This is a genomic window from Yoonia sp. R2331 (genome assembly GCF_041103235.1).
Taxonomy (GTDB): Bacteria; Pseudomonadota; Alphaproteobacteria; order Rhodobacterales; family Rhodobacteraceae; genus CANMYO01.
Genome location: NZ_JBGCUN010000001.1, coordinates 542,497 through 563,242 on the forward strand (window position 1 = coordinate 542,497; position 20,746 = coordinate 563,242).

General features: G+C 60.7%; 28 protein-coding genes. 18 read left to right on the forward strand and 10 right to left on the reverse strand.

What is annotated here, in order from left to right; genetic code table 11:
* Nucleotides 1-108 precede the first annotated feature (108 nt).
* The 6 genes from sucD to sucC form a co-directional block, all read right to left on the reverse strand.
* The gene (gene sucD / locus AB3Y40_RS02645; protein WP_369437254.1) at nucleotides 109-990 is read right to left on the reverse strand and encodes a succinate--CoA ligase subunit alpha; all 882 of its coding nucleotides are present in this window, start codon (nucleotides 988-990) and stop codon (nucleotides 109-111) included.
* 47 nt (nucleotides 991-1,037) lie between these two features.
* Nucleotides 1,038-2,030 carry a hypothetical protein gene (locus tag AB3Y40_RS02650; RefSeq protein ID WP_369437255.1) on the reverse strand — a complete coding sequence of 331 codons (993 nt, stop codon included), beginning with the start codon at nucleotides 2,028-2,030 and terminating at the stop codon, nucleotides 1,038-1,040.
* Between the two features lie 61 nt (nucleotides 2,031-2,091).
* Nucleotides 2,092-2,280: a hypothetical protein gene (locus AB3Y40_RS02655; protein WP_369437256.1), complete on the reverse strand. Its 189-nt coding sequence runs from the start codon at nucleotides 2,278-2,280 to the stop codon at nucleotides 2,092-2,094.
* 219 nt (nucleotides 2,281-2,499) lie between these two features.
* On the reverse strand, nucleotides 2,500-2,703 hold the full coding sequence (locus AB3Y40_RS02660) for a hypothetical protein (RefSeq protein WP_369437257.1): 204 nt from the start codon (nucleotides 2,701-2,703) through the stop codon (nucleotides 2,500-2,502).
* Between the two features lie 172 nt (nucleotides 2,704-2,875).
* Nucleotides 2,876-3,394 carry a hypothetical protein gene (locus tag AB3Y40_RS02665; RefSeq protein WP_369437258.1) on the reverse strand — a complete coding sequence of 173 codons (519 nt, stop codon included), beginning with the start codon at nucleotides 3,392-3,394 and terminating at the stop codon, nucleotides 2,876-2,878.
* Entirely contained in the window at nucleotides 3,394-4,587 is a 1,194-nt protein-coding gene (sucC, locus tag AB3Y40_RS02670) for an ADP-forming succinate--CoA ligase subunit beta (protein WP_369437259.1), read from the reverse strand. The genes AB3Y40_RS02665 and sucC overlap by 1 nt, the downstream gene beginning before the upstream one ends.
* Before the next feature lie 379 nt (nucleotides 4,588-4,966).
* Here sucC and AB3Y40_RS02675 point away from each other — a divergent pair, with 379 nt between their 5' ends.
* Complete coding sequence (locus AB3Y40_RS02675; RefSeq protein ID WP_369437260.1) at nucleotides 4,967-5,668, forward strand: VPLPA-CTERM sorting domain-containing protein; 702 nt, start codon at nucleotides 4,967-4,969, stop codon at nucleotides 5,666-5,668.
* Between the two features lie 62 nt (nucleotides 5,669-5,730).
* Here AB3Y40_RS02675 and AB3Y40_RS02680 read toward each other — a convergent pair whose 3' ends face one another.
* Nucleotides 5,731-6,732, reverse strand: a complete 1,002-nt coding sequence (locus tag AB3Y40_RS02680; protein ID WP_369437261.1) for a glycosyltransferase family 2 protein — start codon at nucleotides 6,730-6,732, stop codon at nucleotides 5,731-5,733.
* Between the two features lie 138 nt (nucleotides 6,733-6,870).
* Nucleotides 6,871-7,839, reverse strand: a complete 969-nt coding sequence (gene mdh, locus AB3Y40_RS02685) for a malate dehydrogenase (protein WP_369437262.1) — start codon at nucleotides 7,837-7,839, stop codon at nucleotides 6,871-6,873.
* Nucleotides 7,840-7,942: 103 nt separating this feature from the next.
* Between mdh and AB3Y40_RS02690 the strand changes: the two genes are divergently transcribed.
* Nucleotides 7,943-8,689 (forward strand): sulfite exporter TauE/SafE family protein, encoded by a 747-nt coding sequence (locus AB3Y40_RS02690; RefSeq protein ID WP_369439586.1) that lies wholly within the window; start codon nucleotides 7,943-7,945, stop codon nucleotides 8,687-8,689.
* Here AB3Y40_RS02690 and AB3Y40_RS02695 read toward each other — a convergent pair.
* The gene (locus AB3Y40_RS02695) at nucleotides 8,686-9,000 is read right to left on the reverse strand and encodes a hypothetical protein (protein ID WP_369437263.1); all 315 of its coding nucleotides are present in this window, start codon (nucleotides 8,998-9,000) and stop codon (nucleotides 8,686-8,688) included. The two genes, AB3Y40_RS02690 and AB3Y40_RS02695, sit on opposite strands and share 4 nt — an antisense overlap.
* A 181-nt stretch (nucleotides 9,001-9,181) precedes the next feature.
* On the opposite strand from AB3Y40_RS02695, the gene AB3Y40_RS02700 reads away from it, so the two are divergent.
* The 15 genes from AB3Y40_RS02700 to AB3Y40_RS02770 all read left to right on the forward strand — a co-directional run bounded on the left by AB3Y40_RS02700 (nucleotide 9,182) and on the right by AB3Y40_RS02770 (nucleotide 19,361).
* Nucleotides 9,182-10,021, forward strand: coding sequence for an HpcH/HpaI aldolase/citrate lyase family protein (locus tag AB3Y40_RS02700; RefSeq protein WP_369437264.1), 840 nt, complete (start codon nucleotides 9,182-9,184; stop codon nucleotides 10,019-10,021).
* Entirely contained in the window at nucleotides 10,018-10,563 is a 546-nt protein-coding gene (locus AB3Y40_RS02705) for an NnrU family protein (protein ID WP_369437265.1), read from the forward strand. The genes AB3Y40_RS02700 and AB3Y40_RS02705 overlap by 4 nt, the downstream gene beginning before the upstream one ends.
* Nucleotides 10,564-10,566: 3 nt before the next feature.
* Nucleotides 10,567-10,770, forward strand: a complete 204-nt coding sequence (locus AB3Y40_RS02710) for a DUF1737 domain-containing protein (RefSeq protein ID WP_369437266.1) — start codon at nucleotides 10,567-10,569, stop codon at nucleotides 10,768-10,770.
* Nucleotides 10,767-11,792, forward strand: coding sequence for a MaoC family dehydratase (locus AB3Y40_RS02715; protein WP_369437267.1), 1,026 nt, complete (start codon nucleotides 10,767-10,769; stop codon nucleotides 11,790-11,792). Before AB3Y40_RS02710 ends, AB3Y40_RS02715 begins: the two co-directional genes overlap by 4 nt.
* Complete coding sequence (locus tag AB3Y40_RS02720; protein WP_369437268.1) at nucleotides 11,789-12,373, forward strand: histidine phosphatase family protein; 585 nt, start codon at nucleotides 11,789-11,791, stop codon at nucleotides 12,371-12,373. Before AB3Y40_RS02715 ends, AB3Y40_RS02720 begins: the two co-directional genes overlap by 4 nt.
* 6 nt (nucleotides 12,374-12,379) lie before the next feature.
* The gene (locus AB3Y40_RS02725) at nucleotides 12,380-13,114 is read left to right on the forward strand and encodes a DUF4344 domain-containing metallopeptidase (RefSeq protein WP_369437269.1); all 735 of its coding nucleotides are present in this window, start codon (nucleotides 12,380-12,382) and stop codon (nucleotides 13,112-13,114) included.
* A gap of 57 nt (nucleotides 13,115-13,171) precedes the next feature.
* Entirely contained in the window at nucleotides 13,172-13,852 is a 681-nt protein-coding gene (locus AB3Y40_RS02730; RefSeq protein WP_369437270.1) for a DUF1194 domain-containing protein, read from the forward strand.
* A 164-nt stretch (nucleotides 13,853-14,016) separates the two neighbouring features.
* The gene (gene sdhC / locus AB3Y40_RS02735) at nucleotides 14,017-14,400 is read left to right on the forward strand and encodes a succinate dehydrogenase, cytochrome b556 subunit (protein ID WP_369437271.1); all 384 of its coding nucleotides are present in this window, start codon (nucleotides 14,017-14,019) and stop codon (nucleotides 14,398-14,400) included.
* A 9-nt stretch (nucleotides 14,401-14,409) separates the two neighbouring features.
* The gene (sdhD, locus tag AB3Y40_RS02740; protein ID WP_369437272.1) at nucleotides 14,410-14,781 is read left to right on the forward strand and encodes a succinate dehydrogenase, hydrophobic membrane anchor protein; all 372 of its coding nucleotides are present in this window, start codon (nucleotides 14,410-14,412) and stop codon (nucleotides 14,779-14,781) included.
* An 18-nt stretch (nucleotides 14,782-14,799) separates the two neighbouring features.
* Nucleotides 14,800-16,605: a succinate dehydrogenase flavoprotein subunit gene (gene sdhA / locus AB3Y40_RS02745; protein ID WP_369437273.1), complete on the forward strand. Its 1,806-nt coding sequence runs from the start codon at nucleotides 14,800-14,802 to the stop codon at nucleotides 16,603-16,605.
* Nucleotides 16,605-17,021, forward strand: coding sequence for a hypothetical protein (locus AB3Y40_RS02750; protein WP_369437274.1), 417 nt, complete (start codon nucleotides 16,605-16,607; stop codon nucleotides 17,019-17,021). The genes sdhA and AB3Y40_RS02750 overlap by 1 nt, the downstream gene beginning before the upstream one ends.
* A 2-nt stretch (nucleotides 17,022-17,023) precedes the next feature.
* A complete protein-coding gene (locus AB3Y40_RS02755; RefSeq protein WP_369437275.1) occupies nucleotides 17,024-17,311 on the forward strand; it encodes a hypothetical protein in 288 nt (95 codons plus the stop codon).
* On the forward strand, nucleotides 17,308-17,592 hold the full coding sequence (locus AB3Y40_RS02760; protein WP_369437276.1) for a hypothetical protein: 285 nt from the start codon (nucleotides 17,308-17,310) through the stop codon (nucleotides 17,590-17,592). The genes AB3Y40_RS02755 and AB3Y40_RS02760 overlap by 4 nt, the downstream gene beginning before the upstream one ends.
* A gap of 20 nt (nucleotides 17,593-17,612) precedes the next feature.
* Nucleotides 17,613-18,392, forward strand: a complete 780-nt coding sequence (locus tag AB3Y40_RS02765; protein WP_369437277.1) for a succinate dehydrogenase iron-sulfur subunit — start codon at nucleotides 17,613-17,615, stop codon at nucleotides 18,390-18,392.
* Between the two features lie 123 nt (nucleotides 18,393-18,515).
* Complete coding sequence (locus AB3Y40_RS02770) at nucleotides 18,516-19,361, forward strand: urea carboxylase-associated family protein (protein WP_369437278.1); 846 nt, start codon at nucleotides 18,516-18,518, stop codon at nucleotides 19,359-19,361.
* 25 nt (nucleotides 19,362-19,386) lie between these two features.
* Here AB3Y40_RS02770 and deoD read toward each other — a convergent pair whose 3' ends face one another.
* Nucleotides 19,387-20,091 carry a purine-nucleoside phosphorylase gene (gene deoD, locus AB3Y40_RS02775; RefSeq protein WP_369437279.1) on the reverse strand — a complete coding sequence of 235 codons (705 nt, stop codon included), beginning with the start codon at nucleotides 20,089-20,091 and terminating at the stop codon, nucleotides 19,387-19,389.
* 60 nt (nucleotides 20,092-20,151) lie between these two features.
* On the opposite strand from deoD, the gene AB3Y40_RS02780 reads away from it, so the two are divergent.
* The gene (locus AB3Y40_RS02780; protein WP_369437280.1) at nucleotides 20,152-20,667 is read left to right on the forward strand and encodes a DUF4329 domain-containing protein; all 516 of its coding nucleotides are present in this window, start codon (nucleotides 20,152-20,154) and stop codon (nucleotides 20,665-20,667) included.
* Nucleotides 20,668-20,746: the final 79 nt, after the last annotated feature.

The following is a 20,746-nucleotide window of genomic DNA, read 5'->3' on the forward strand; positions in this document are numbered from 1 at the left end:
CCAGGCCCAAATGCCGGGCAGCGCCCGACCCGGCCCTCAGGGCGGGCGCTTCACGCCCCCCCTCGGGTCCGGCGCTGCCCTCTGGTCTGATGTAGCACCCGTTGGGCATTAGCCGATTGCCTCAAGCACCGCCTCGCCCAGCGTTGCGGGGCTGTCGGCGACCACGATTCCAGCGGATTTCATCGCTTCGATCTTGCTTTCCGCGTCACCCTTGCCGCCCGCGACAATGGCACCTGCATGGCCCATGCGGCGGCCCGGAGGGGCGGTGCGGCCGGCGATGAAACCGGCAACCGGTTTCCAGCGGCCCTTTTTCTTCTGCGCAGTCAGGAATTCGGCGGCTTCTTCCTCGGCCGAGCCGCCAATCTCACCGATCATGATCATCGAATGGGTTTCATCATCGTCCAGGAACATATCCAGCACGTCGATATGCTCTGTCCCCTTGATCGGGTCGCCGCCGATGCCCACGGCGGTGGACTGACCCAACCCGCTGTCGGATGTCTGCTTGACCGCCTCATATGTCAGCGTGCCGGAGCGGGACACAACGCCCACCGACCCGCGCTTATGGATGTGGCCGGGCATAATGCCGATCTTGCAAGCGTCGGGCGTGATGATGCCGGGGCAGTTGGGGCCGATCAGGCGGGATGCGGACCCTTCCAGCGCGCGCTTGACGCGCATCATGTCGAGCACCGGGATGCCTTCGGTGATGCAGATGATCAGCTCCATCTCGGCGTCGATGGCTTCGAGGATGGAATCGGCGGCAAAGGGCGGCGGCACGTAGATGACAGAGGCATCAGCTGCGGTCTTGGCCTTGGCTTCGTGGACCGAGTTGAAGATCGGCAGGTCAAGGTGGGTCTGTCCGCCCTTACCGGGGGTCACGCCACCCACCATCTGGGTGCCATAGGCAATGGCTTGTTCAGAGTGGAACGTGCCCTGAGAGCCGGTCAGGCCCTGGCAGATCACTTTGGTATGTTTGTCGACGAGGATGGCCATGGCGTTCCCTTATTGGTCAGTTTGGCGCGTCGTTCTTGCGCGTGTTGTTACATATGTACGCGTGCAGGGTCTGCTGGTGCAGGCGCTGCATGCGCGGGTTGTGAAGGCGTGGGGTCAAAAAGTGTGGGACGGTCCGCAAACCACCGTTTGCGCAACGCTTCATTGGATTTGGCGACGGGACCAAGCAGGGCCTCGCGCTGGGTGGGTGTCAGGGTGATCGGTGCGCCGGTGTTTAACGTCGCTTCTGCGACGGTGCGCCCGGCCTTTCTGATGGCGCGGCTCAGCGGGCTTTGACGTGGCAAGACCCGTCCAACCGCGCTATTCAGCGTCCGCACTGCATCGGCGCATCGGCGGGTATAGCTGGTGTTGCGCGGGGCGGGGCGCGCCAACCCATTGGCATCAATGCCAACAAGGGAACAGAAGTCCAAGATCAGATCACCCTGATCCAGCGCGCTGCGGTCCAGCAACCGAACGGACAGATTTTCGGTGCCTGCGAGTTGCGCCCAATGGTTTGCCAATTTCGCGTAGTCACGTGGCTTGGTCTGGGACAGGAACGCCGGAAATGCATCGGTAAATCCATCGCGCAGCTTTTGGGAATACATGCTGACAGTCCAGCTGTCCTGACTGCGCAGGTAAATCACGTAGCGGACATGATCAAAACGCGACGTCAGCCAATCATGGATTGCGGCCTGACCATCAAATCGCATGACAACCGACGATAAAAACTCGTTCGAGATCAGCCAGACATCGGCGTCGGTGCGCGCCACTTCGGCATCAATCCAGTGGTCCAGCGCATCTGCCCGAGCCGCGACGTCCGCGCGGGTGCGCATCTTGGCAGCAACGGATTGGACAGGATCGTCGAAAATTCGCCCTGTCGTCTGAAACACAACCGACAGATATTCGCGCTGACACATGTCCGCGGGGTCAAAACGACGATAGCAAAAGCCCTGCTTGTCCAGAGCATCGGCATTTTGATGTAGAAAATCCTGAAGCGTGCTGCTGCCCGCCTTGGGCAGGCCAATATGGACAATTGCCTTCATGTGCGCACCTCACTGGTGCGCGCGCAGGCCCCGCCATGTGGCGCGGCCTGCTGTGGGTCTCTTACTGGAACGTATAGGGCGATGCGACCTGCGGGCCGCAGCGCATGGGCAGGCCGTTCATGGTCTGCATGTGCGGGCTGCCGCAGCTGGCTGACAGCGTGTCGAGCCGTGCGACAGAGGCGCCATTGCTGCTTTCCAGGCAACCCGAGAGTGTCAGTGCGATGGTGGCGAGAGCGGCGTATTTCATCATGGTCTTGGTCCTTTGACTGTTCGGTATCAGGGCGTCCTGCCCCCCAGAACAGGCCAGCGGACGCGTTTGCGATGCCTGATGCATCACTGATCCGGTTGGCGACATGATGAAAGCCGTAAGGCAAAAGCATGGCAAAGCCTTGCCGAGACGTTAAGGCACGTCTGGGCAGGTCTTTGCCAATCAGGGCAGCGCGGGGCGCTGCCGGTTGTGTTCGTGGCCTTACTGGAAGGTGTAAGGCTTGATCGCTTGCGGTCCGCAGCGCATCGGCAGGCCGTTTGTGGTCCGCATATGGATGCTGGGGCAGGCCGCGCTGGCGCCAGAGGTCGAGATAACCTCGGTCTGGGCCACGGCGACCGGCTGGCTGGTGCCCATACAGGCGCTTAGCGTGGCAGCCATGAACAGCGGCAGTGCAATCTTTTTCATAACTCAATCCCCTCAGATCAGGTGCAAAGACCGGTTCTCCGGCCGTTGCTGCCTGTCTGTCAGCGGGATGAAGCTTCGATTTGTCTAAAATGTGATCTTTTAGGGGCATAGCAGCCGGTTCCGCAGGATGCGGGTCTTTTGCTGGTTGCATATGCCCTCGGGTCCACATTGTTCAGGACTGATTTTCAAGGATAAGGGACAAACCGCCAGAACCGCGCACGGCCTTGAGGTCATAAAACAGCACATCGCCTGAATTCAGGATCGGCTTGACCGAAATCTGCAGGTTCCCGCCCGTGGTCGGGGTTGCACCAGCCTGCTGCGCCGCAGCGCGGAAGGCTGCAATCGTTGCCGCACCTTTGCTGCGCGTCAGATCATCAAGGCTGCACCGATATCCCGTGAGTTCGGCGATCAACACCAGGGCTTGCGTGCCATCATCGCTATTGGCGATGAAACTGTCGGAACTGCGCATCGCCAATTGGCTGAACCCATTGGCCATCGCCGCCGCGCGATGCGTGCTCGACCGGCCCGCATTATCAAGGCACACACGGAAGAACGTGTTGACGAAGGCATCCGTCGGTTGGACCGCCTGAACACGCTCCGGTTCCATCAGGGGACGGAACCGGTTTTGGTCAGGCACACCGCAGGCAGACAGTGTCAAAGCGGCGGCGAGGACGCAGGAAACAGACTTCATCAGCCCTTGACCGCTTTCACGATCTTCTGGGCACCGTCCTTGAGGTCGTCAGCGGCGATCACGTCGACATCCGAATTGTTGATGATGTCCTTTCCGGCTTCCACGTTTGTGCCTTCCAACCGGACCACCAGCGGCACCTTCAGCCCCACCTCTTTCACGGCGGCAACGACGCCTTCGGCGATCACGTCGCAGCGCATGATGCCGCCGAAGATGTTTACCAGAATGCCTTTGACGTTCGGGTCAGAGGTGATGATCTTAAACGCCTCTGTCACCTTTTCCTTGGTCGCACCGCCGCCCACGTCGAGGAAGTTGGCAGGCTCGGCACCGTAAAGCTTGATGATGTCCATCGTCGCCATCGCCAGACCCGCGCCATTGACCATGCAGCCGATTTCCCCGTCCAGCGCGATATAGTTGAGGTCATACTTCGACGCGGCAAGTTCCTTGGGGTCTTCCTCTGTCTCGTCACGCAGGGCGGCGACGTCCTGATGGCGGTAGACGGCGTTGCCATCGAAAGACACCTTGGCGTCCAGCACTTTCAAATCGCCGCCATCGGTGACGATCAGCGGGTTGATCTCCAACATCTCCATGTCTTTGGATACAAAGGCATTATAAAGGATGCCCATCAGCTTGACGCATTGCTTGACCTGCTGTCCTTCCAGCCCCAGCGCAAAGGCCACGCGGCGGCCGTGGTAGGGCTGATAACCGGTGGCGGGGTCAACGGTGAAATTCAGGATCTTTTCAGGCGTCGAGGCTGCGACCTCTTCGATGTCCATCCCACCCTCGGTCGAGCAGACAAAACCGATGCGGCTGGTTTGGCGGTCAACCAGCAGGGCCAGATACATCTCTGTCTCGATGCCGGAACCGTCTTCGATATAGATGCGGTTCACCTGCTTGCCTGCGGGACCGGTCTGATGCGTGACCAAGGTGCGGCCCAGCATCTTTTTCGCTTCCTGTGCGGCCTCTTCCACGGATTTTGTCAGACGCACACCGCCTGCATCACCGGCGTCAGCCTCTTTGAACTTGCCCTTGCCGCGACCACCAGCGTGGATCTGCGCCTTGACCACCCAAAGCGGGCCATCAAGTTCGCCAGCGGCTGTCTTGGCCTCTTCGGCACGCAGAACCGGGCGTCCGTCGCTGACCGGTGCGCCAAAAGACTTCAAGAGTGCCTTGGCCTGATATTCGTGGATGTTCATGATGCTTCCCCGCTGGGCTGAATTTCCTCCAGACAAACCACAGGCAGAGTTAACAAAAAACCATCGTTAGCGCGAACGGGCCAAAAATCGGACATTTGTGATCACAGCCAGAAAAAGTGTGATCACAAATAAGACTCAATCCATGATTTGCGGTTGAATCAGGCGATTCGACATCGGGACAAGCCGTGTCTCAAGATGTGTAAATCCTGCGTGACACTCGTGACTTTAAGCGGTTCTTGACCCTCTGGCCGCTGGTTTCAGGCCAGAACCGGCCAAAATGGGGCCAATTCATGGCGACTTTTGGCCGAAACTGTGTTAACCATGAACCGGTAAAAAGATGTCTGCCGTGCAATTTCGCGGCCTTAACGAGGAGATTGGAATGAAGAAGCTATTCACTGCAGCTGCGATCAGCGCTGCATTTTTTGCGACCTCAGCGGTCGCAGCTCCGGTCAGCATCAACTTTCAAGCCGAAGCTGATTTCAACGAGCAGGCGCTGTCAGATGGCACCGTTCTGAACTCTGTGAACACCAGCCTTTTGAACGTGACCGTGTCAGGTGGTCTTCAGACCAACTACGGCACACCGGTTGCGAATGACGCTTATGCCTATCTCGATCACGGGAACGCGGGCCTGGGTGTCTGCACGACGCCATTTGCGATCAACACCGTGGGTGGGACCGGCAAGGAAAACCAGTGTAATCCTGGCAGCGACGACAACGTGACCGCGAACGAATTTGTGACCATCGCGTTTGACGTCACAATGATCCTCAGCGATTTCGTGTTCCGTGCCGCGAACCATTCGCTGATCAGCTCGACCTCGCTGGACACACTGTTGATCGGTATCAACGGCGGCGGGCTGTCAGAAACCTCGTTTGGCGCACTGTCCAACATCCCGCTGTTTGGAATTGACAGTCTGACGCTTGCCTATGGCGGAACTGGCGCGCAGGAGTTTTACCTGTCGTCTGTGAAAGCAGAGCCTGACCCCAACATCGTCGGTCAAATCCCGCTGCCTGCCGGTCTGCCGCTGCTTCTGGCGGGGCTTGGTGCCCTTGGTCTGGCCAAGCGGCGCAAACAGCACGCTTGATCTGGCTTGAAGTCGACAAAAGGCCCGCGTCGACACGCGGGCCTTTTTGCGTTTGGCGCGGATCAGGCGACTTTGATGTCGTCCGTCACGAGGGGGCCATCCACAGCCTGCGGTGAAAAGTCCAGCGTTGCCTCTGGCCAGTGCCAGTGGGCGGCGGTGTCGGGGCGCAGGCTTTGTGTCGCGATTAGACCAAGCGTCGACAGCACCTCTGCGACCTTGGGCGGCATCTGCCGAAGTGCAAAGAACAGCGCCGCGGGATCCGCCTGTGGGGCAGAGAATGCCGCGATCTGGGCCATGCGGGCGGGGCCCAATCGCGCAACCAGGGCGTCGGTATCGACGTCAATGGTTTTGCGTCGCAGCTTTTTGCTGGTATGGCGCGGCGTCAGCCCGTCAAAGTGGAAAAGCGGCACGTCAGGGCTGCGCGCAAAGGGCGTGCGTGTGTCAGCGCTACCTTGCGCGGTCCGATCACGCACAAAGGTGTGGTGGATTCCAACTGCCACTTGCGCGCCAATCCGGCTCAGCGATTTTTCCCCCACATAGGCGGTCATCCCGTTTTGCAACATCGCCGCCACGGCAGGTGGGTATTCTGCCGCCAAACTGCCGCTATAAAGCTGCGGGATCGGTCCGCGCAAATCGCCGCCAAACACGCTTTCATTGTCTTGATCCGCGGTGAAACACCGCTCAAAAGCCGTCAACCGCAAGCTGGGCACGTCAGCGGGCAGGGTGTGCAGCGCGGCGCGCAGGGCCTCTCCGTCCGAGATGAATTCATCTGCATCACAATGCAGCATCCATTCCGATTGGCCGCGGGTGTAGGCATGGTTGGCGTTAACGATCTGCCGGTCCACATGCAACGGCGGCCGCCACCCCATCTTGCGCCAATAGTCTCCGTCGCATTGGGTCATGCGCACGCGCGGCTCACCTGCCAACAGCGATAGATCACCCTGCGGCGTACGATCAAAGTAAAGATTTATGCGGTCCGCCCCCATCGCCAGATGATGCGCCACAAAGGCCAACACCAGCGGTGCCGGTTCATCAAGCGTTGCTGTGACTTCCCATGTGGGCAAGGGGCGACCTCCGGTTGCGCATAAGTCTAGTAAGAGCAGATGCATCGCACCGCTGCAAACCAACAAAGAGGTCGCAAGAGGTATTGGGCGGATTGTGTCACCCGGGACGGCGCTGAACACCGCCCCGGATGCGCAAAATCAGCTCAGGCTGTCGTCGATGCCCTTGCAGGCGGCGACAAGGCCTTTGACGGCGTCGACGGATTTGTCGAACATCGCCTGTTCTTCTTTGTTCATCTTGATTTCCACCACGCGCTCGACACCGCCGGCACCGATCACGGTGGGCACGCCCACGTAGAAACCGTTCAGGCCATAAGCACCGTCAACATGGGCCGCACAGGGCAACAGGCGCTTTTGGTCTTTCAGATAGGACTCTGCCATTTCAATGGCCGAAGTTGCGGGCGCATAAAACGCAGAGCCTGTTTTCAGCAGGCCCACGATTTCAGCACCGCCGTCACGGGTGCGCTGTACGATCGCGTCCAGCTTTTCCTGCGTGGTCCAGCCCATCTCGACCAGATCAGGCAGGGGGATACCGGCGACGGTGGAATAACGGGTCAGCGGCACCATGGTGTCGCCGTGGCCGCCCAACACAAAGGCGGTGACGTCACGCATCGAGACGTCGAATTCTTCCGCCAGGAAATGACGGAAACGGGCGCTGTCCAGCACACCGGCCATGCCGCAGACCTTGGCGGTGGGCAGGCCAGAGAATTCGCGCAACGCCCAGACCATCGCATCCAGCGGGTTGGTGATGCAGATCACAAAGGCCTCTGGCGCGTGGGCCGCAATGCCTTCGCCCACGGATTTCATGACTTTCAGGTTGATACCCAGAAGATCATCGCGCGACATGCCCGGCTTGCGGGCCACACCGGCGGTGACGATGCAAACATCAGCACCCGCGATCTCGGCATAGTCGTTGGTGCCTTTCAGCGCCACGTCGATCCCCGCAACCGGGCCTGCCTCTGCAATATCAAGTGCTTTGCCGCGGGCGATGTCGCCCTCTTCGGCGATGTCGAACATGATGATATCGCCGAGTTCTTTGATCGCAGCAAGGTGGGCAAGGGTGCCGCCGATTTGTCCGGCGCCGATCAGGGCAATCTTGGGTCTGGCCATGGCTAGGGTCCTATCCGTGATGAATTTCACGCATTGCCTAGTCTTTTGCCCGTCCGGGTGCAAGTGTGCTGCAGTGCGGCGCGAGATGAGGGAATTCACCAGCGTGGAAGACATCGGTTTCTGGATTGCAGCCACGCTGGCGGCCATCTGCGTGGGTCTGGGCAAGGGCGGCGTGCCTGTGATCACGGCGATGGCGGTGCCGCTTCTGGCGCTTGTGACATCGCCGGTTGCCGCCGCTGGTATCCTGCTGCCGGTCTTTGTGGCATCCGACATCTTCGGGCTTTACGCCTATTGGCGCAGCTTTCACCGGGCGGTTTTGGCGATCATGCTGGTGGCCCTGCCGCTGGGCACGCTGATCGGCTGGCTGACGGTGGATTATGTCTCAGAAGCGGCCGTGACCTTGATCGTGGGGCTGATCGGCGGGGTCTATGCGCTGACACTTCTGATCCGGCGCAACCTCGAGGGTCCAGCCCGGAAACCGCGCTGGGGGCCGGGCCTGTTCTGGGGCACGATCACCGGCTTTACCAGCTTTGTCAGCCATTCCGGCGCAGCCCCGTTTCAGATTTTCGCGCTGCCGCTGCGCATGCCGAAACTGATGTTTGCAGGTACGGTCACCGTGGCCTTCGCTTATGTCAATGTGATCAAACTGATACCCTACTACTTTCTGGGGCAACTCAACCCCGGCAACCTGCAAATCGCGGCCATTCTGGCGTTGCCTGCGATTTGCGCGGTTTTTGCCGGGGTCTGGCTGGTCCGGATCCTGCCGGAAAAGCTGTTCTTTCAGGCCGTCGTCTGGGCGCTGCTCTTGCTGTCGATCCGCCTGATCTGGGGCGGCCTTTCCGGGCTCTAGGCCTCTGGATCGGTATTGAGAAGCGCCGCCGGGATCACATCCGCGTTCGAGCCCGAGGCGACAAGACAGGTCACACCGTCGGGGCGCGTGGCAATGATGGTCCAACTGCCCGTCTCTGCGTTCACAAAGACCTCGATCACCATTTGATTGGCGGCCAGCCCCATCATCGTGCGGCTTTCATTGTAATTTTCCGCCAGATGCGTGGTCACCGCACCATGCGGGCCACAGTTGCGGCCCTGCGCCTCTGTCTGGGTGGCGGCCAGCATCAGGGCAGAGCCTGTCATCATCGTCAGCATCAATTCGCGTGTCATGGCATGTCCTTTCGGGACGGTATGAGAGGTGGCCAAGGATGCGGGGAGAGGCGTTAGACATGGTTAACGCGGCGTCCGGTGGTCCGGCCGTGCTGCATTGCGGCATTTTTGCCTTGAAATATCTATTCGGATCGGGTGTGTTGCGCGCAACAATGTTGCGAGGATCGCAAGGGAACCTATCATGACCAACCGCCCACACCGCTCTGCCCTCTATATCCCCGGCGCAAAGGACAGGGCGCTGGAAAAGGCCCGCGGCTTACCGGTGGATGTGATCCTGTTTGACCTCGAAGACGCGGTGGCCCCCGATGCCAAGGTGGATGCACGCGCGACGCTCGCCACGGCGCTGGGCACATCCTACGGCCCGCGCCTGCGGATCGTGCGGATCAACGGGCTGGACACCCATTGGGGTGCCGATGACGCCCGCGCCGTGGCCGCGATGAACTGCGACGCGGTACTTTTGCCCAAGGTGAACAGCCCCGCCGATCTGGATGCGCTGGCCGCTCTCGTCCCGAACATCCCGTTCTGGGCGATGATGGAAACGCCGCAAGGTATCCTGAATGCCGCCGCCATTGCCGCCCATCCACGTCTGCAAGGGTTCGTGATGGGCACCAATGATTTGGCCAAGGATCTGGGCGCGCGCACGCGCGATGCGATGACCACCGCACTGCAACACTGCCTACTTGCCGCCCGCGCGGCAGGGATCGTGGCCCTGGATGGCGTCTATAACGCCTTCAAGGACGAGGACGGATTGCGCAGCGAATGCACCCAAGGCCGCGATATGGGTTTTGACGGCAAAACCCTGATTCACCCCGCACAGGTCGACATTTGCAATGCGATCTTTGGCCCCTCGGATGCCGAAATTGAACTGGCCGAACGCCAGATTGCGGCCTTTGACGCCGCCGAAGCCGCAGGGCAGGGCGTCGCGGTGGTGGACGGAAAGATTGTAGAGAACTTGCATATCGTCACCGCACGGGCAACTTTGGCGAAAGCCAAAGCCATTGCCGCACTGGAGACGCCATGATCCTTCTTATTCTCGGTCTGATACTGTGGGCCGCCGCCCATTTCTGGAAACGTGCATTGCCTGCAAACCGTGCGCAGTTTGGCGACAAGGGCAAGGCGATCGTGGCACTGACCTTGGCTGTGGCGATCATCTTCATGATCTGGGGCTACCGTGCATGGGACGGCACGTTCTATTGGGGCCGGACACCGGCAATGACCGGGATCAACAACATCCTGATGGTGTTTTCGTTCTATCTGTTCGCAGCCTCGGGCGCCAAAACCAAGATCACCAAGACCGTACGTCACCCGCAACTGACCGCCGTGATCCTGTGGTGCGTCGCACATCTGGTGGTCAACGGCGACACGCCGTCCTTTGTGCTGTTTGGCGGGCTGATGGTCTGGGCCATCGCCGAAATCGTCGTGATCAACCGCGCCGAAGGCCCACGCGGCCCCTACCACGAGGTGCCGGTCAAAAAGGAATTTACCGCCGCCGTGGCCACCGTGATCGCGGTGATTGTTGTGGGCGGTATCCATGCCATCCTTGGCTACAACCCCTTTGGATAAGACATGAAAATCTATCGTTTGCTGACCGAAGATGACACTTCGGCCTTTTGCCACAAGGTCTCGCTGGCGCTGTCTAAGGGCTGGGAATTGCACGGCGATCCCACCTATGCCTTTGACCACGCCAACGGCGTCATGCGCTGCGGGCAGGCGGTGACCAAGGACATTGACACGCCCTATCACCCGGACATGAAGCTGGGCCAGCAATGACCAAGACCAATCCGGGCCGCTTTTTCGAGGATTACACCCTTGGCGAGGTGATCCACCACGCCGTCCCCCGGACCGTCGCCGAAGGCGAGCGTGCGCTATATCATGCGCTTTATCCGGCCCGCGGGGCGCTTTATTCCTCAGACGTCTTTGCGCAGGATTGCGGACTGGAAAGCTCTCCACTGGATGACCTGATCGCCTTTCATGTGGTGTTTGGCAAAACCGTGCCCGATGTCTCTCTGAATGCGGTGGCTAATCTGGGCTACGCGGAAGGGCGCTGGCTGGCGCCGGTCTGGCCCGGTGATACGTTGACGTCATCGTCAGAGGTGATCGGGCTGAAACAGAACTCCAACGGCAAAAGCGGCGTGGTCTGGGTGCGCACCACCGGGCGCAACCAGATGGGCACACCCGTGCTGGACTACGTGCGCTGGGTGATGGTGCGCAAACGCAGCGACAGCGCCGCCCCCGACCCGGTGATCCCCGACTTGCAGAAATCTGTGCCTGCCAGCGATCTGGTGGTGCCAGAGGGCCTGAACTTTACAAATTACGACTTCACTCTCGCCGGAGAGCCGCACAGGCTTGGCGATTACCAGGTGGGCGAGGTGATCGACCATGTGGATGGTGTGACCGTGGAAGAGGCCGAACATATGCTCGCCACGCGTCTGTGGCAGAACACCGCCAAGGTGCATTTTGACGCCACCAACCGCGCCGATGGCAAGCGGCTGATCTACGGCGGCCATGTGATCAGCATTGCCCGCGCGCTGTCGTTTAATGGGCTGGCCAACGCGCAGATGATCGTGGCACTCAATGGCGGTGCCCATGCCAACCCCTGCTTTGCAGGCGATACGTTGCGCGCCTGGTCGGAAGTGCTTGAGCTGGCCGAAACCAAAGCCCCCGGCGTCGGTGCGATCCGCCTGCGACTTGTCGCGACCAAGGGGCAAGCCGGTGTGCTGAAAGGCGAAGACGGCAAGTACCACCCCGATGTGCTGCTTGACCTCGACTATTGGGCGCTGATGCCCGCTTGAAACACCTCTACCTGACCCATCCGCAAGTCATTCAGGACCCGGCGGTGCCGGTGCCGCAGTGGCAATTGTCGGACGCAGGCCGCGCGCGGATTGCGGCGCTGGCAGCCGTACCCGCCTTTGGCCCGTTTGACCTGATCGCCGCGAGCGCCGAACGCAAGGCGCAGGACGCGGCAGAAATCCTGCACGACGCGCGGGGCTGGCCCGTATTGACCCGCGCAGCACTTGGCGAAAACGACCGCAGCGCCACAGGCTATCTGCCCGGCCCTGATTTTGAGGCGGCCGCAGACGCCTTTTTCGCCAACCCCGACCACAGCCACCGCGGCTGGGAAAAAGCGCGTACCGCGCAGGCCCGCATCGTCGGGGCCGTGCGTCAGGTGATCTCCGAAAACCCCGACAAACGCATCCTGTTCGTCGGCCACGGTGCAGTGGGAACGCTGCTGCGCTGCCACATCGCGGGCCTTGCGATCAACCGCGCCCATGACCAACCCGGCAATATCGGGGGCTGCTGGTTTCGCTTCGATACGACCTTGACGCAAGGCGGCACCCAGTGGACACCGATTGAAACGTTCATATCGGATTAGGATGCCATGCGAAGACTTCTGACCACTGCGACGCTCATCGCCGCCACCTCAGCCAGTGCGCAGGACCTGACCGAGGATCAAGCCACCTATGTCGCGGCCAACCTGCTGGGCATCTTCTATCATGAGCTTGGCCACGCCCTGATCGACCAGATGGGCCTGCCGATCTTTGGGCAGGAAGAAGATGCAGCCGACGTCTTGTCGGCCTTCATGATTGACGCACTCTTTGACGAAGAAACCGCCGTGGAATTGGTCTATGACACCGCCTTTGGGTTCCGGGCCGAGGCGGACGACACCGGCAATGACGTCGCGTGGTGGGATGTGCATGGCCCCGATCTGCAGCGTTACTACAACGCCGTGTGCATCTTTTATGGCGCCAACCCCGATGAACGCGGCGACGTGGCCGAAGACCTTGGCCTACCCGAAGAGCGCGCTGATTATTGCCCAGACGAATACGATCAGGCCGCAGGCAGCTGGGGCGCGGTTCTGGATGAACTGGCAGAGGCCGGTGCCGGTGAAACCCTGATCTTGGTGGTGGATGATCCGGGCCTTGCAGGGGCAGGCATCCTGATTGATGTGATTGGCGCGGAACTGGCAGCCCTGAACGCAGAAATGTCTCTGCCGCAAGACATGCCTGTGAACATCGCTGCCTGTGGCGAGGCCAACGCCTTTTACGACCCGCAGACCCAGGCGATCACCATGTGCACCGAATTTGTCGCGCATCTGGCATCTCAGGTCGACTGACACCGCCCCGCGAAAATGTGACGGGCGCAGCGCGCCGAAATGCGGCAAGCTGCCTCCATGCGGTACCGCGCCCTGATCACAGCCCTTGCCCTGACCCCCACAGCGCTGCCCGCCTGCGAATTGGCGCTGGTGCTGGCGGTGGACGTGTCAGGCTCGGTTGAACGATCGGAATACGATCTGCAAATGCAGGGGTTGGCCGCAGCCCTGCAAGATGGCGCGGTGAGCGAGGCGCTGGTCAACGCGCAGGCCCGCGTGATGCTGCTGCAATGGACCGGGGCAGGGCGGCAGATCGTCTCGATCCCCTGGACGCCGATCACCGATTTTGATCAGGCCGATGGCTTTGCCTTGCAGGTGGCCGAAACCCCGCGCCGCTGGCGCAACTTTTCGACGGCGGTGGGCGAGGCGATGCGCGTGGCGCTGACCGCTTTTGAAGACCCCGCCGTCCTCAGTTGCACCCGCCACGTCATCGACATCAGCGGTGACGGGTCCTCCAACGAAGGGCTCGACCCGCTCGAGGCCCGCGCGCTGGCCCTGTCGCGCCGCGTCACGATCAATGCGCTGGCCATCGAAAACGAAGAGGCCGGGCTGGTCGATTACTTTCGCACCCATGTGATCACCGGCCCCGGTGCCTTTGCCTTACGGGCCGCAGACTATCACACCTATCAGGACCGGATCCGCCAGAAACTGATCCGCGAGATCACCAAACAGATCGCCGTGCTGGTGCCGCCTGATATGTGATCACACCTTTTGCAACTGTGATCACATCTGCGACTTTTTGCGCTAACGCGGCATTTTCGCGCGGATTTTAGCACCCCGTTTACGTGACTCTGGGAAAGAGATGCGCAATAACGGTCCAAAGGCGCGGGCCAGCCAGCCCGCGTGACGCCAAGAAGGGAACTGAAATGGCCGATGTGAACCGGGGCAATCGCCCTCTTTCGCCGCATCTGACGATCTATCGTCCGCAACTGACCTCCATGACCTCGATCTTTACGCGCCTCACGGGCAACGCCCTTATTGTGGCGGCCCTGATGATCGTCTGGTGGTTTGTGGCCGCCGCGACCGGGCCGGATGCTTTTGCCACTGCCAATGGCTTTGTCACCAGCTGGTTTGGCGATCTGGTCATGTTCCTGTCGGTCTGGGCAGTCTGGTATCACCTGCTGTTTGGCGTGCGTCACCTGATCTGGGACAGCGGCCATATGCTCGATGTCAAACGGTCAGAGACTTATGCACAGGCCGCCATCATCGCCAGCGTTCTGCTGACCATCTTTACTGCAATCGTCGTCTAGGGGGTCCGCATGGCTTATTTGACCGACCGCAAACGCGCCGCTGGTATGGGCTCTGCCAAGACCGGGACAGATCATCACTGGAAAATGATGGTGACATCCGTGGCCCTTGTGCCGCTGGTGATCGCCTTCATGTTCACCTTCGGCGCTGTGCTGGGCCAACCCTATGAAGAAGTGGTCGCCTATTACCAGCGGCCTGTGCCTGCGATCATTGCCGGGCTGACGATCTTTGTCAGCTTCTACCACTTTCGCGGTGGCGTGCAGACCCTGATCGAGGATTACGTACACGGCTTCGCCCGCAAGGCCGCCATCATCGGCATGATTTGCCTGTCCTATGCTGCAGCCGCCGCCGGTGTTTTCGCCGTCGTGCGCCTCGCCCTTTAATCTGCCGGAGCTTTCCAGATGGCCGCTTACGAATACGAAACGCATGTCTATGACGCCATTGTGGTGGGTGCTGGGGGTGCCGGTTTGCGCGCCACATTGGGCCTTGCTGAACAGGGTCTGAAAACCGCCTGTATCACCAAGGTCTTTCCGACCCGGTCGCACACCGTCGCCGCCCAGGGCGGTATCGCTGCCTCGCTCGGCAACATGGGCCCCGACAGCTGGCAGTGGCACATGTATGACACCGTCAAGGGGTCGGACTGGCTGGGTGACACCGACGCGATGGAATATCTGGCCCGCGAAGCGCCCAAGGCGGTTTATGAGCTGGAACATTACGGCGTGCCGTTTTCCCGCACCGAAGAGGGTAACATCTATCAGCGCCCCTTTGGCGGCCACACCACCGAATTTGGCGAAGGCCCGCCCGTGCAGCGCACCTGCGCTGCCGCCGACCGCACCGGCCACGCGATCCTGCACACGCTGTATGGCCAAAGCCTGAAACAAAAGGCCGAATTCTATATCGAGTATTTTGCTACCGACCTGATCATGTCCGAAGACGGGCAATGTCAGGGTGTAGTCGCATGGAAACTTGATGACGGCACCATGCATGTCTTCAACGCCAAGACGACCGTTCTGGCGACCGGCGGCTATGGCCGCGCCTATTTCTCTGCCACCAGCGCCCACACCTGCACCGGTGACGGTGGCGGCATGGTCGCCCGCCAAGGCTTGCCCCTGCAAGATATGGAGTTCGTGCAATTCCACCCCACCGGCATCTACGGCGCGGGCTGCCTGATCACCGAGGGCGCACGGGGCGAAGGCGGTTATCTGACCAACTCCGAAGGTGAGCGGTTCATGGAACGCTATGCGCCCACCTACAAGGATCTCGCGTCGCGCGATGTGGTGTCGCGCTGTATGACAATGGAAATCCGCGAGGGCCGCGGCGTGGGCCCGCAGGGCGATCACATCCACCTGCACCTCAACCACCTGCCGCCCGAGACGCTTGATCTGCGTCTGCCCGGTATCTCGGAAAGCGCGCGCATCTTTGCGGGCGTGGACCTGACCAAGGAACCGATCCCTGTGTTGCCCACCGTGCACTATAACATGGGCGGTATCCCCACGAATTACTGGGGTGAGGTGCTGAACCCGACCAAGGATAACCCCGATGCGGTTGTGCCCGGCCTGATGGCCGTGGGTGAAGCGGGTTGCGCATCCGTCCACGGCGCGAACCGCCTTGGTTCCAACAGCCTGATCGACCTTGTGGTCTTTGGCCGCGCCGCCGCGATCAAGGCAGGTGAGGTTGTGGACCCCAATGCCGCAAACCCTGTGCTGAATCAGGCCTCGGTCGATCAAGCCTTTGACCGCTTTGACAACGTCCGTCACGCCGATGGGGCCACCCCGACCGCGGAACTGCGGCTTGAGATGCAAAAGGCAATGCAGGAAGACGCCGCCGTCTTCCGCACCGACAAGACGCTGGCCGAGGGTGTGAAAAAGATGGAAGCCATCGCCGGCAAGATGGGCGATCTGAAAGTCACCGACCGGTCGCTGGTCTGGAACTCTGACCTGATGGAAACGCTGGAACTGGGCAACCTGATGCCCAACGCGCTGGCGACGATTGTTGGCGCCGAGGCGCGCAAGGAAAGCCGTGGCGCCCACGCGCACGAGGATTACCCCGACCGCGATGACAAAAAGTGGCGGGTGCATTCGCTGGCGAATGTCGACGGTGCCAAGACAACGCTCAGCTATCGCCCCGTGCATCTGGACCCGCTGACAACGCAGGACGAGGGCGGGATTGACCTTAAGAAGATCGCGCCAAAGGCGAGGGTGTATTGATGCGGTCCGCAAGTCTTGTTTTTTCGGCCGCCGCTCTTGCGCTATCGGGCTGCGCGGCAACGGTCGTCGGTCCAACCATGAAGGCACAGGAAGACGCGATATTCGCCTGCGCCAAAGAGCAGGGCGATGCAATCTTCCCGATCCAGACCCGTGCGCGGGTCGAACTCACTGGCGGCACCCAGCGCGCAAGCGTTGTGATTGTGCCCACCGAGCGTTTGTCGCAAGGCCTGGCTGACCGGATCAACGACTGCGCGGCATCCCGACTTCCTGCCGTTGCGACACCCGTGACCGAAGTCTCTGGCGGGTTAAGCCCGGCGGCCCGGGTGCGGACGCCGGTCGCGCAATCCCGGTCTGCCTCCTGTCCCGCAGGTGCGTCGGTAATTTATGGCGGGTCGCAATATTGTACGGGGCGATAGGGATGCGGATTATCAAACATTTCGTTCTGGCCACGCTGTGCCTCTCGCCCGTCGCGGTCTTGGCACAAGTGACCGAAGACGCACGTGCGGCCTTGCTTGCCGATGTCGCAAGTGAGATTGGCGATGTGAAAGCCGCCGAAACAATCGTGAACTGCGGTGTGGAGCAATTGCAAGGCGACGGCATTGCCGCGCTGAATGCGGCCAAAACCACCGAAGAGCGTGACAGCGTCATGAGCGAATACGTCGATCTTGAGACCCTGTTTGCTTGTGCCGGGGACGCGCTGCAGTGATCCGCTTTGCCCCACTTTTGGTCTTGGCCCTTGCCGCCTGCGATCTTCCGCCGCCTGACCCCGAAAAGGTGGCACAGCAATGCGAGGAACGCGCGCGTGCGGCCCAAGGGCCGACGGGCAATATCACTGTGGGCACGAACTCTCGGACCGGGGGCTTTTTCGAAGGCTCTGTTGGGGTCTCATCCGATTTCCTGCGCGGGGCTGATCCCGTTGCAGTCTACGAATCCTGCGTGTTGCGGCGCACCGGGCAAGCGCCCATTCGCCCGCCCGCGCTCCGCTAAGTTATCGAAAGGTTTGACCAATGGTTCAACTGACGCTTCCCAAGAACTCTCGCATGGTCACCGGCAAGACCTGGCCCAAGCCCGAGGGTGCGACCAACGTCAAAAAGGTCCAGATTTATCGCTGGAACCCAGATGACGGAAAGAACCCGTCGCTGGATACCTATTTCGTCGATCTCGACACCTGCGGGCCGATGATTCTGGACGCGCTGATCAAGATCAAGAACGAGATTGATCCGACGCTGACTTTCCGCCGGTCCTGCCGCGAAGGCATTTGCGGGTCTTGTGCGATGAACATCGACGGGATCAACACGCTGGCCTGTATCTATGGCCTTGATGAGGTGCAGGGCGATGTGAAGATCTATCCGCTGCCACACATGCCCGTGGTCAAGGATCTGATCCCGGATCTGACCCACTTTTATGCCCAGCACGCCAGCATCATGCCGTGGCTGGAAACCAAGACCAATACGCCCGCGAAAGAGTGGAAGCAGTCGATTGAAGACCGCAAAAAGCTCGATGGTGGGTATGAATGCGTGATGTGCGCCTGTTGTTCCACATCCTGCCCGTCCTATTGGTGGAATGGTGACCGCTATCTCGGGCCAGCAGCCCTGTTGGCCGCGCATCGCTGGATCGTCGACAGCCGGGATGAGGCGACGGGCGAACGGCTGGATGATCTGGAAGATCCGTTCAAGCTTTATCGGTGTCATACGATCATGAACTGCGCCAAGACTTGCCCCAAGGGGCTGAACCCGGCTGCAGCAATTGCCGACATCAAGAAAAAGCTGGTCGAACGCGTCGTGTGATCTGTTGAATCGAGGCGGGCCAAGGCCCGCCGCACGATGTTTTGCCCTGCCATCCGGCAGGGCGATGCCTCCGGCGGGCATATTTTCGTTCAAAAGAAAGATCATTTGCGGCAGGGTCGGGGGATGAGTGATGTGACCCCCCCTGAAGATGCAGATGCGCGCCGCGCGGTTGTGCCGGTGATCTGTTATCCGACCGAGACTTTGCCGCAGCCCGATTTGGACGCTTACGCCACCTTGCGGGCCGATCTGACGCCGGTCGCCGAGGTGCTCGTGCCGCCCCGCGACGCCGCAAGCGTGACAGTGCCCGCCGGGCATATCCTGCGCATTCATTCGGTTGAGGGGCCGCAGGTGGGGGATCTGAACCTGTTCAACGCCAGCGATCTGTCAGAGCGATTCTATTCCGGCAAGACCCGCGCGCTGCACGGCACCCATATCACCACCGGTGACCGGATGTGGTCCTGCTTTCCGCATTTGCGGCCCATGGCGACGGTGACGCATGATACGCTTGGCTGGTATGGGTTCGATGAATTTGGCGGCGGTGTGCATGACGTGATTGGCACCCGCTGCGACCCTTACACCGGCAACCTCTTGTCGGGCAGCCAGTACCACCACTGCTGCCATTCCAACCTGACCCGCGCGCTGGCGGATGCCACCGGGCTGTCGTTAGACGCGGCAGAGGTCCATGTGCATGACGTGCTGAATGTCTTCATGTGCACCGGTTTTACTCGCGACACCGGCCAGTATTTCATGAAGGCCAGCCCGGTGCGCCCCGGCGACTATCTGGAGCTTTTGGCAGAGATCGACCTGCTGGCGGTCCTGTCCGCCTGCCCGGGCGGTGATTGTTCGTCCGAGCACTCCAGCGACACCGCCCCCTGCCACCCCTTGCGGATGGAGGTGCTGCGCCCGGCGGCGCTGACCACCTGGGACAGCCCGCCGGTCAATGGCTATGACCGCAGCCACGGGCGGTGACGATGATGCGTCGCATAATCGCGCGCTAGGCAAACGCCGCTTGCAGGGCAATCTCGACCATGTCGCCAAAGGACCGTTCGCGGTCTGCCGCGGGCAGCGCTTCGTGCGTGATCAAGTGGTCGCTGACCGTCAGCACGGCCAGCGCACGACGGCCATAGCGGGCGGCGAGGGTGTAAAGCTCTGCTGCTTCCATCTCGACCCCCAAAATCCCATGCCGCACCATCTGTTCGTTCAAATCGGGTCGCTCGTCATAGAACACGTCCGAGGAATAAATGCCGCCCACATGGGTCGTCGTCCCCTTGGCCGTGGCTGCCGCATGGGCCGCGGCCAGCAAACCCCAGTCGGCACAGGGGGCGAATTGCAATTCCTTGAAGATACCGCGCGAGGGCGTCGAAACGGTAGAGGCGGTCATCGCCAGGATCACATCGCGGATCGCCACGCTGTCCTGCATCCCGCCGCAGGACCCGATGCGGATCAACGTTTGCGCGTCGTAGTCCTTGATCAGCTCATTGGCGTAGATTGACAGGCTGGGCATCCCCATGCCGCTGCCCTGAATGGTCACCGGATGCCCGTTCCATGTGCCGGTAAACCCCAGCATCCCACGCACTTCGTTCACCAGACGGGCATCGTCCAGAAACGTCTCTGCGGCCCATTTCGCGCGATAAGGATCGCCGGGCATCAGCACCGTAGGGGCAATGTCACCGTCTTTTGCACCGATATGAATTGTCATCTTTGCTGTCCTTTGTTGTTGCCGCTAGGCTAGGCCCAGTTCACCGGCGAAGGAACCCCCATGCTGCGGCAAACCATGTTGATTGCGATCCTGTTCGGGGTCCCTGTGCAGGCGCAGGACGCGGCCGAGGTGGCCGTGGCGCGCGAGGTCCTGGCCAGCCTGCAAGACCTGTCCTTTCGCAAACGCCGTGAATACTGCGGCTTTATTGGCTACAACGCCGCCGGGGAATTGGTCGCATCACCTGCCACCGCAGGTACCCAGGCCAGTTGTGGCGCGCCCTTTCCCGATGATCTGGCGGTGGTTGCGTCCTATCACACCCACGGCGCATTTGATCACGGCTATTTCAATGAAATTCCCAGCGACGTGGATATGGAAAGTGACGCGGAATTCCTGTTGAACGGATATGTCTCAACCCCCGGCGGGCGGCTGTGGTATATCGACGGGCGCGCATGGGTCGCCCGTCAAATCTGTGGTGTTGGGTGTCTGCCCGTTGCACCGGGTTTCCGCAAAGGTCTGAATGGCGCAATTGCGGAACGCTATACGTTCGATGAATTGGTGCAAAAGCTGAACGACTAGGGTCAGGACCCATTATTCTGGCGTCGTTGGTTTGGTAGATTTTCTTTCTCACAAGGAACAGAGGCGCAGGAATAGTGGT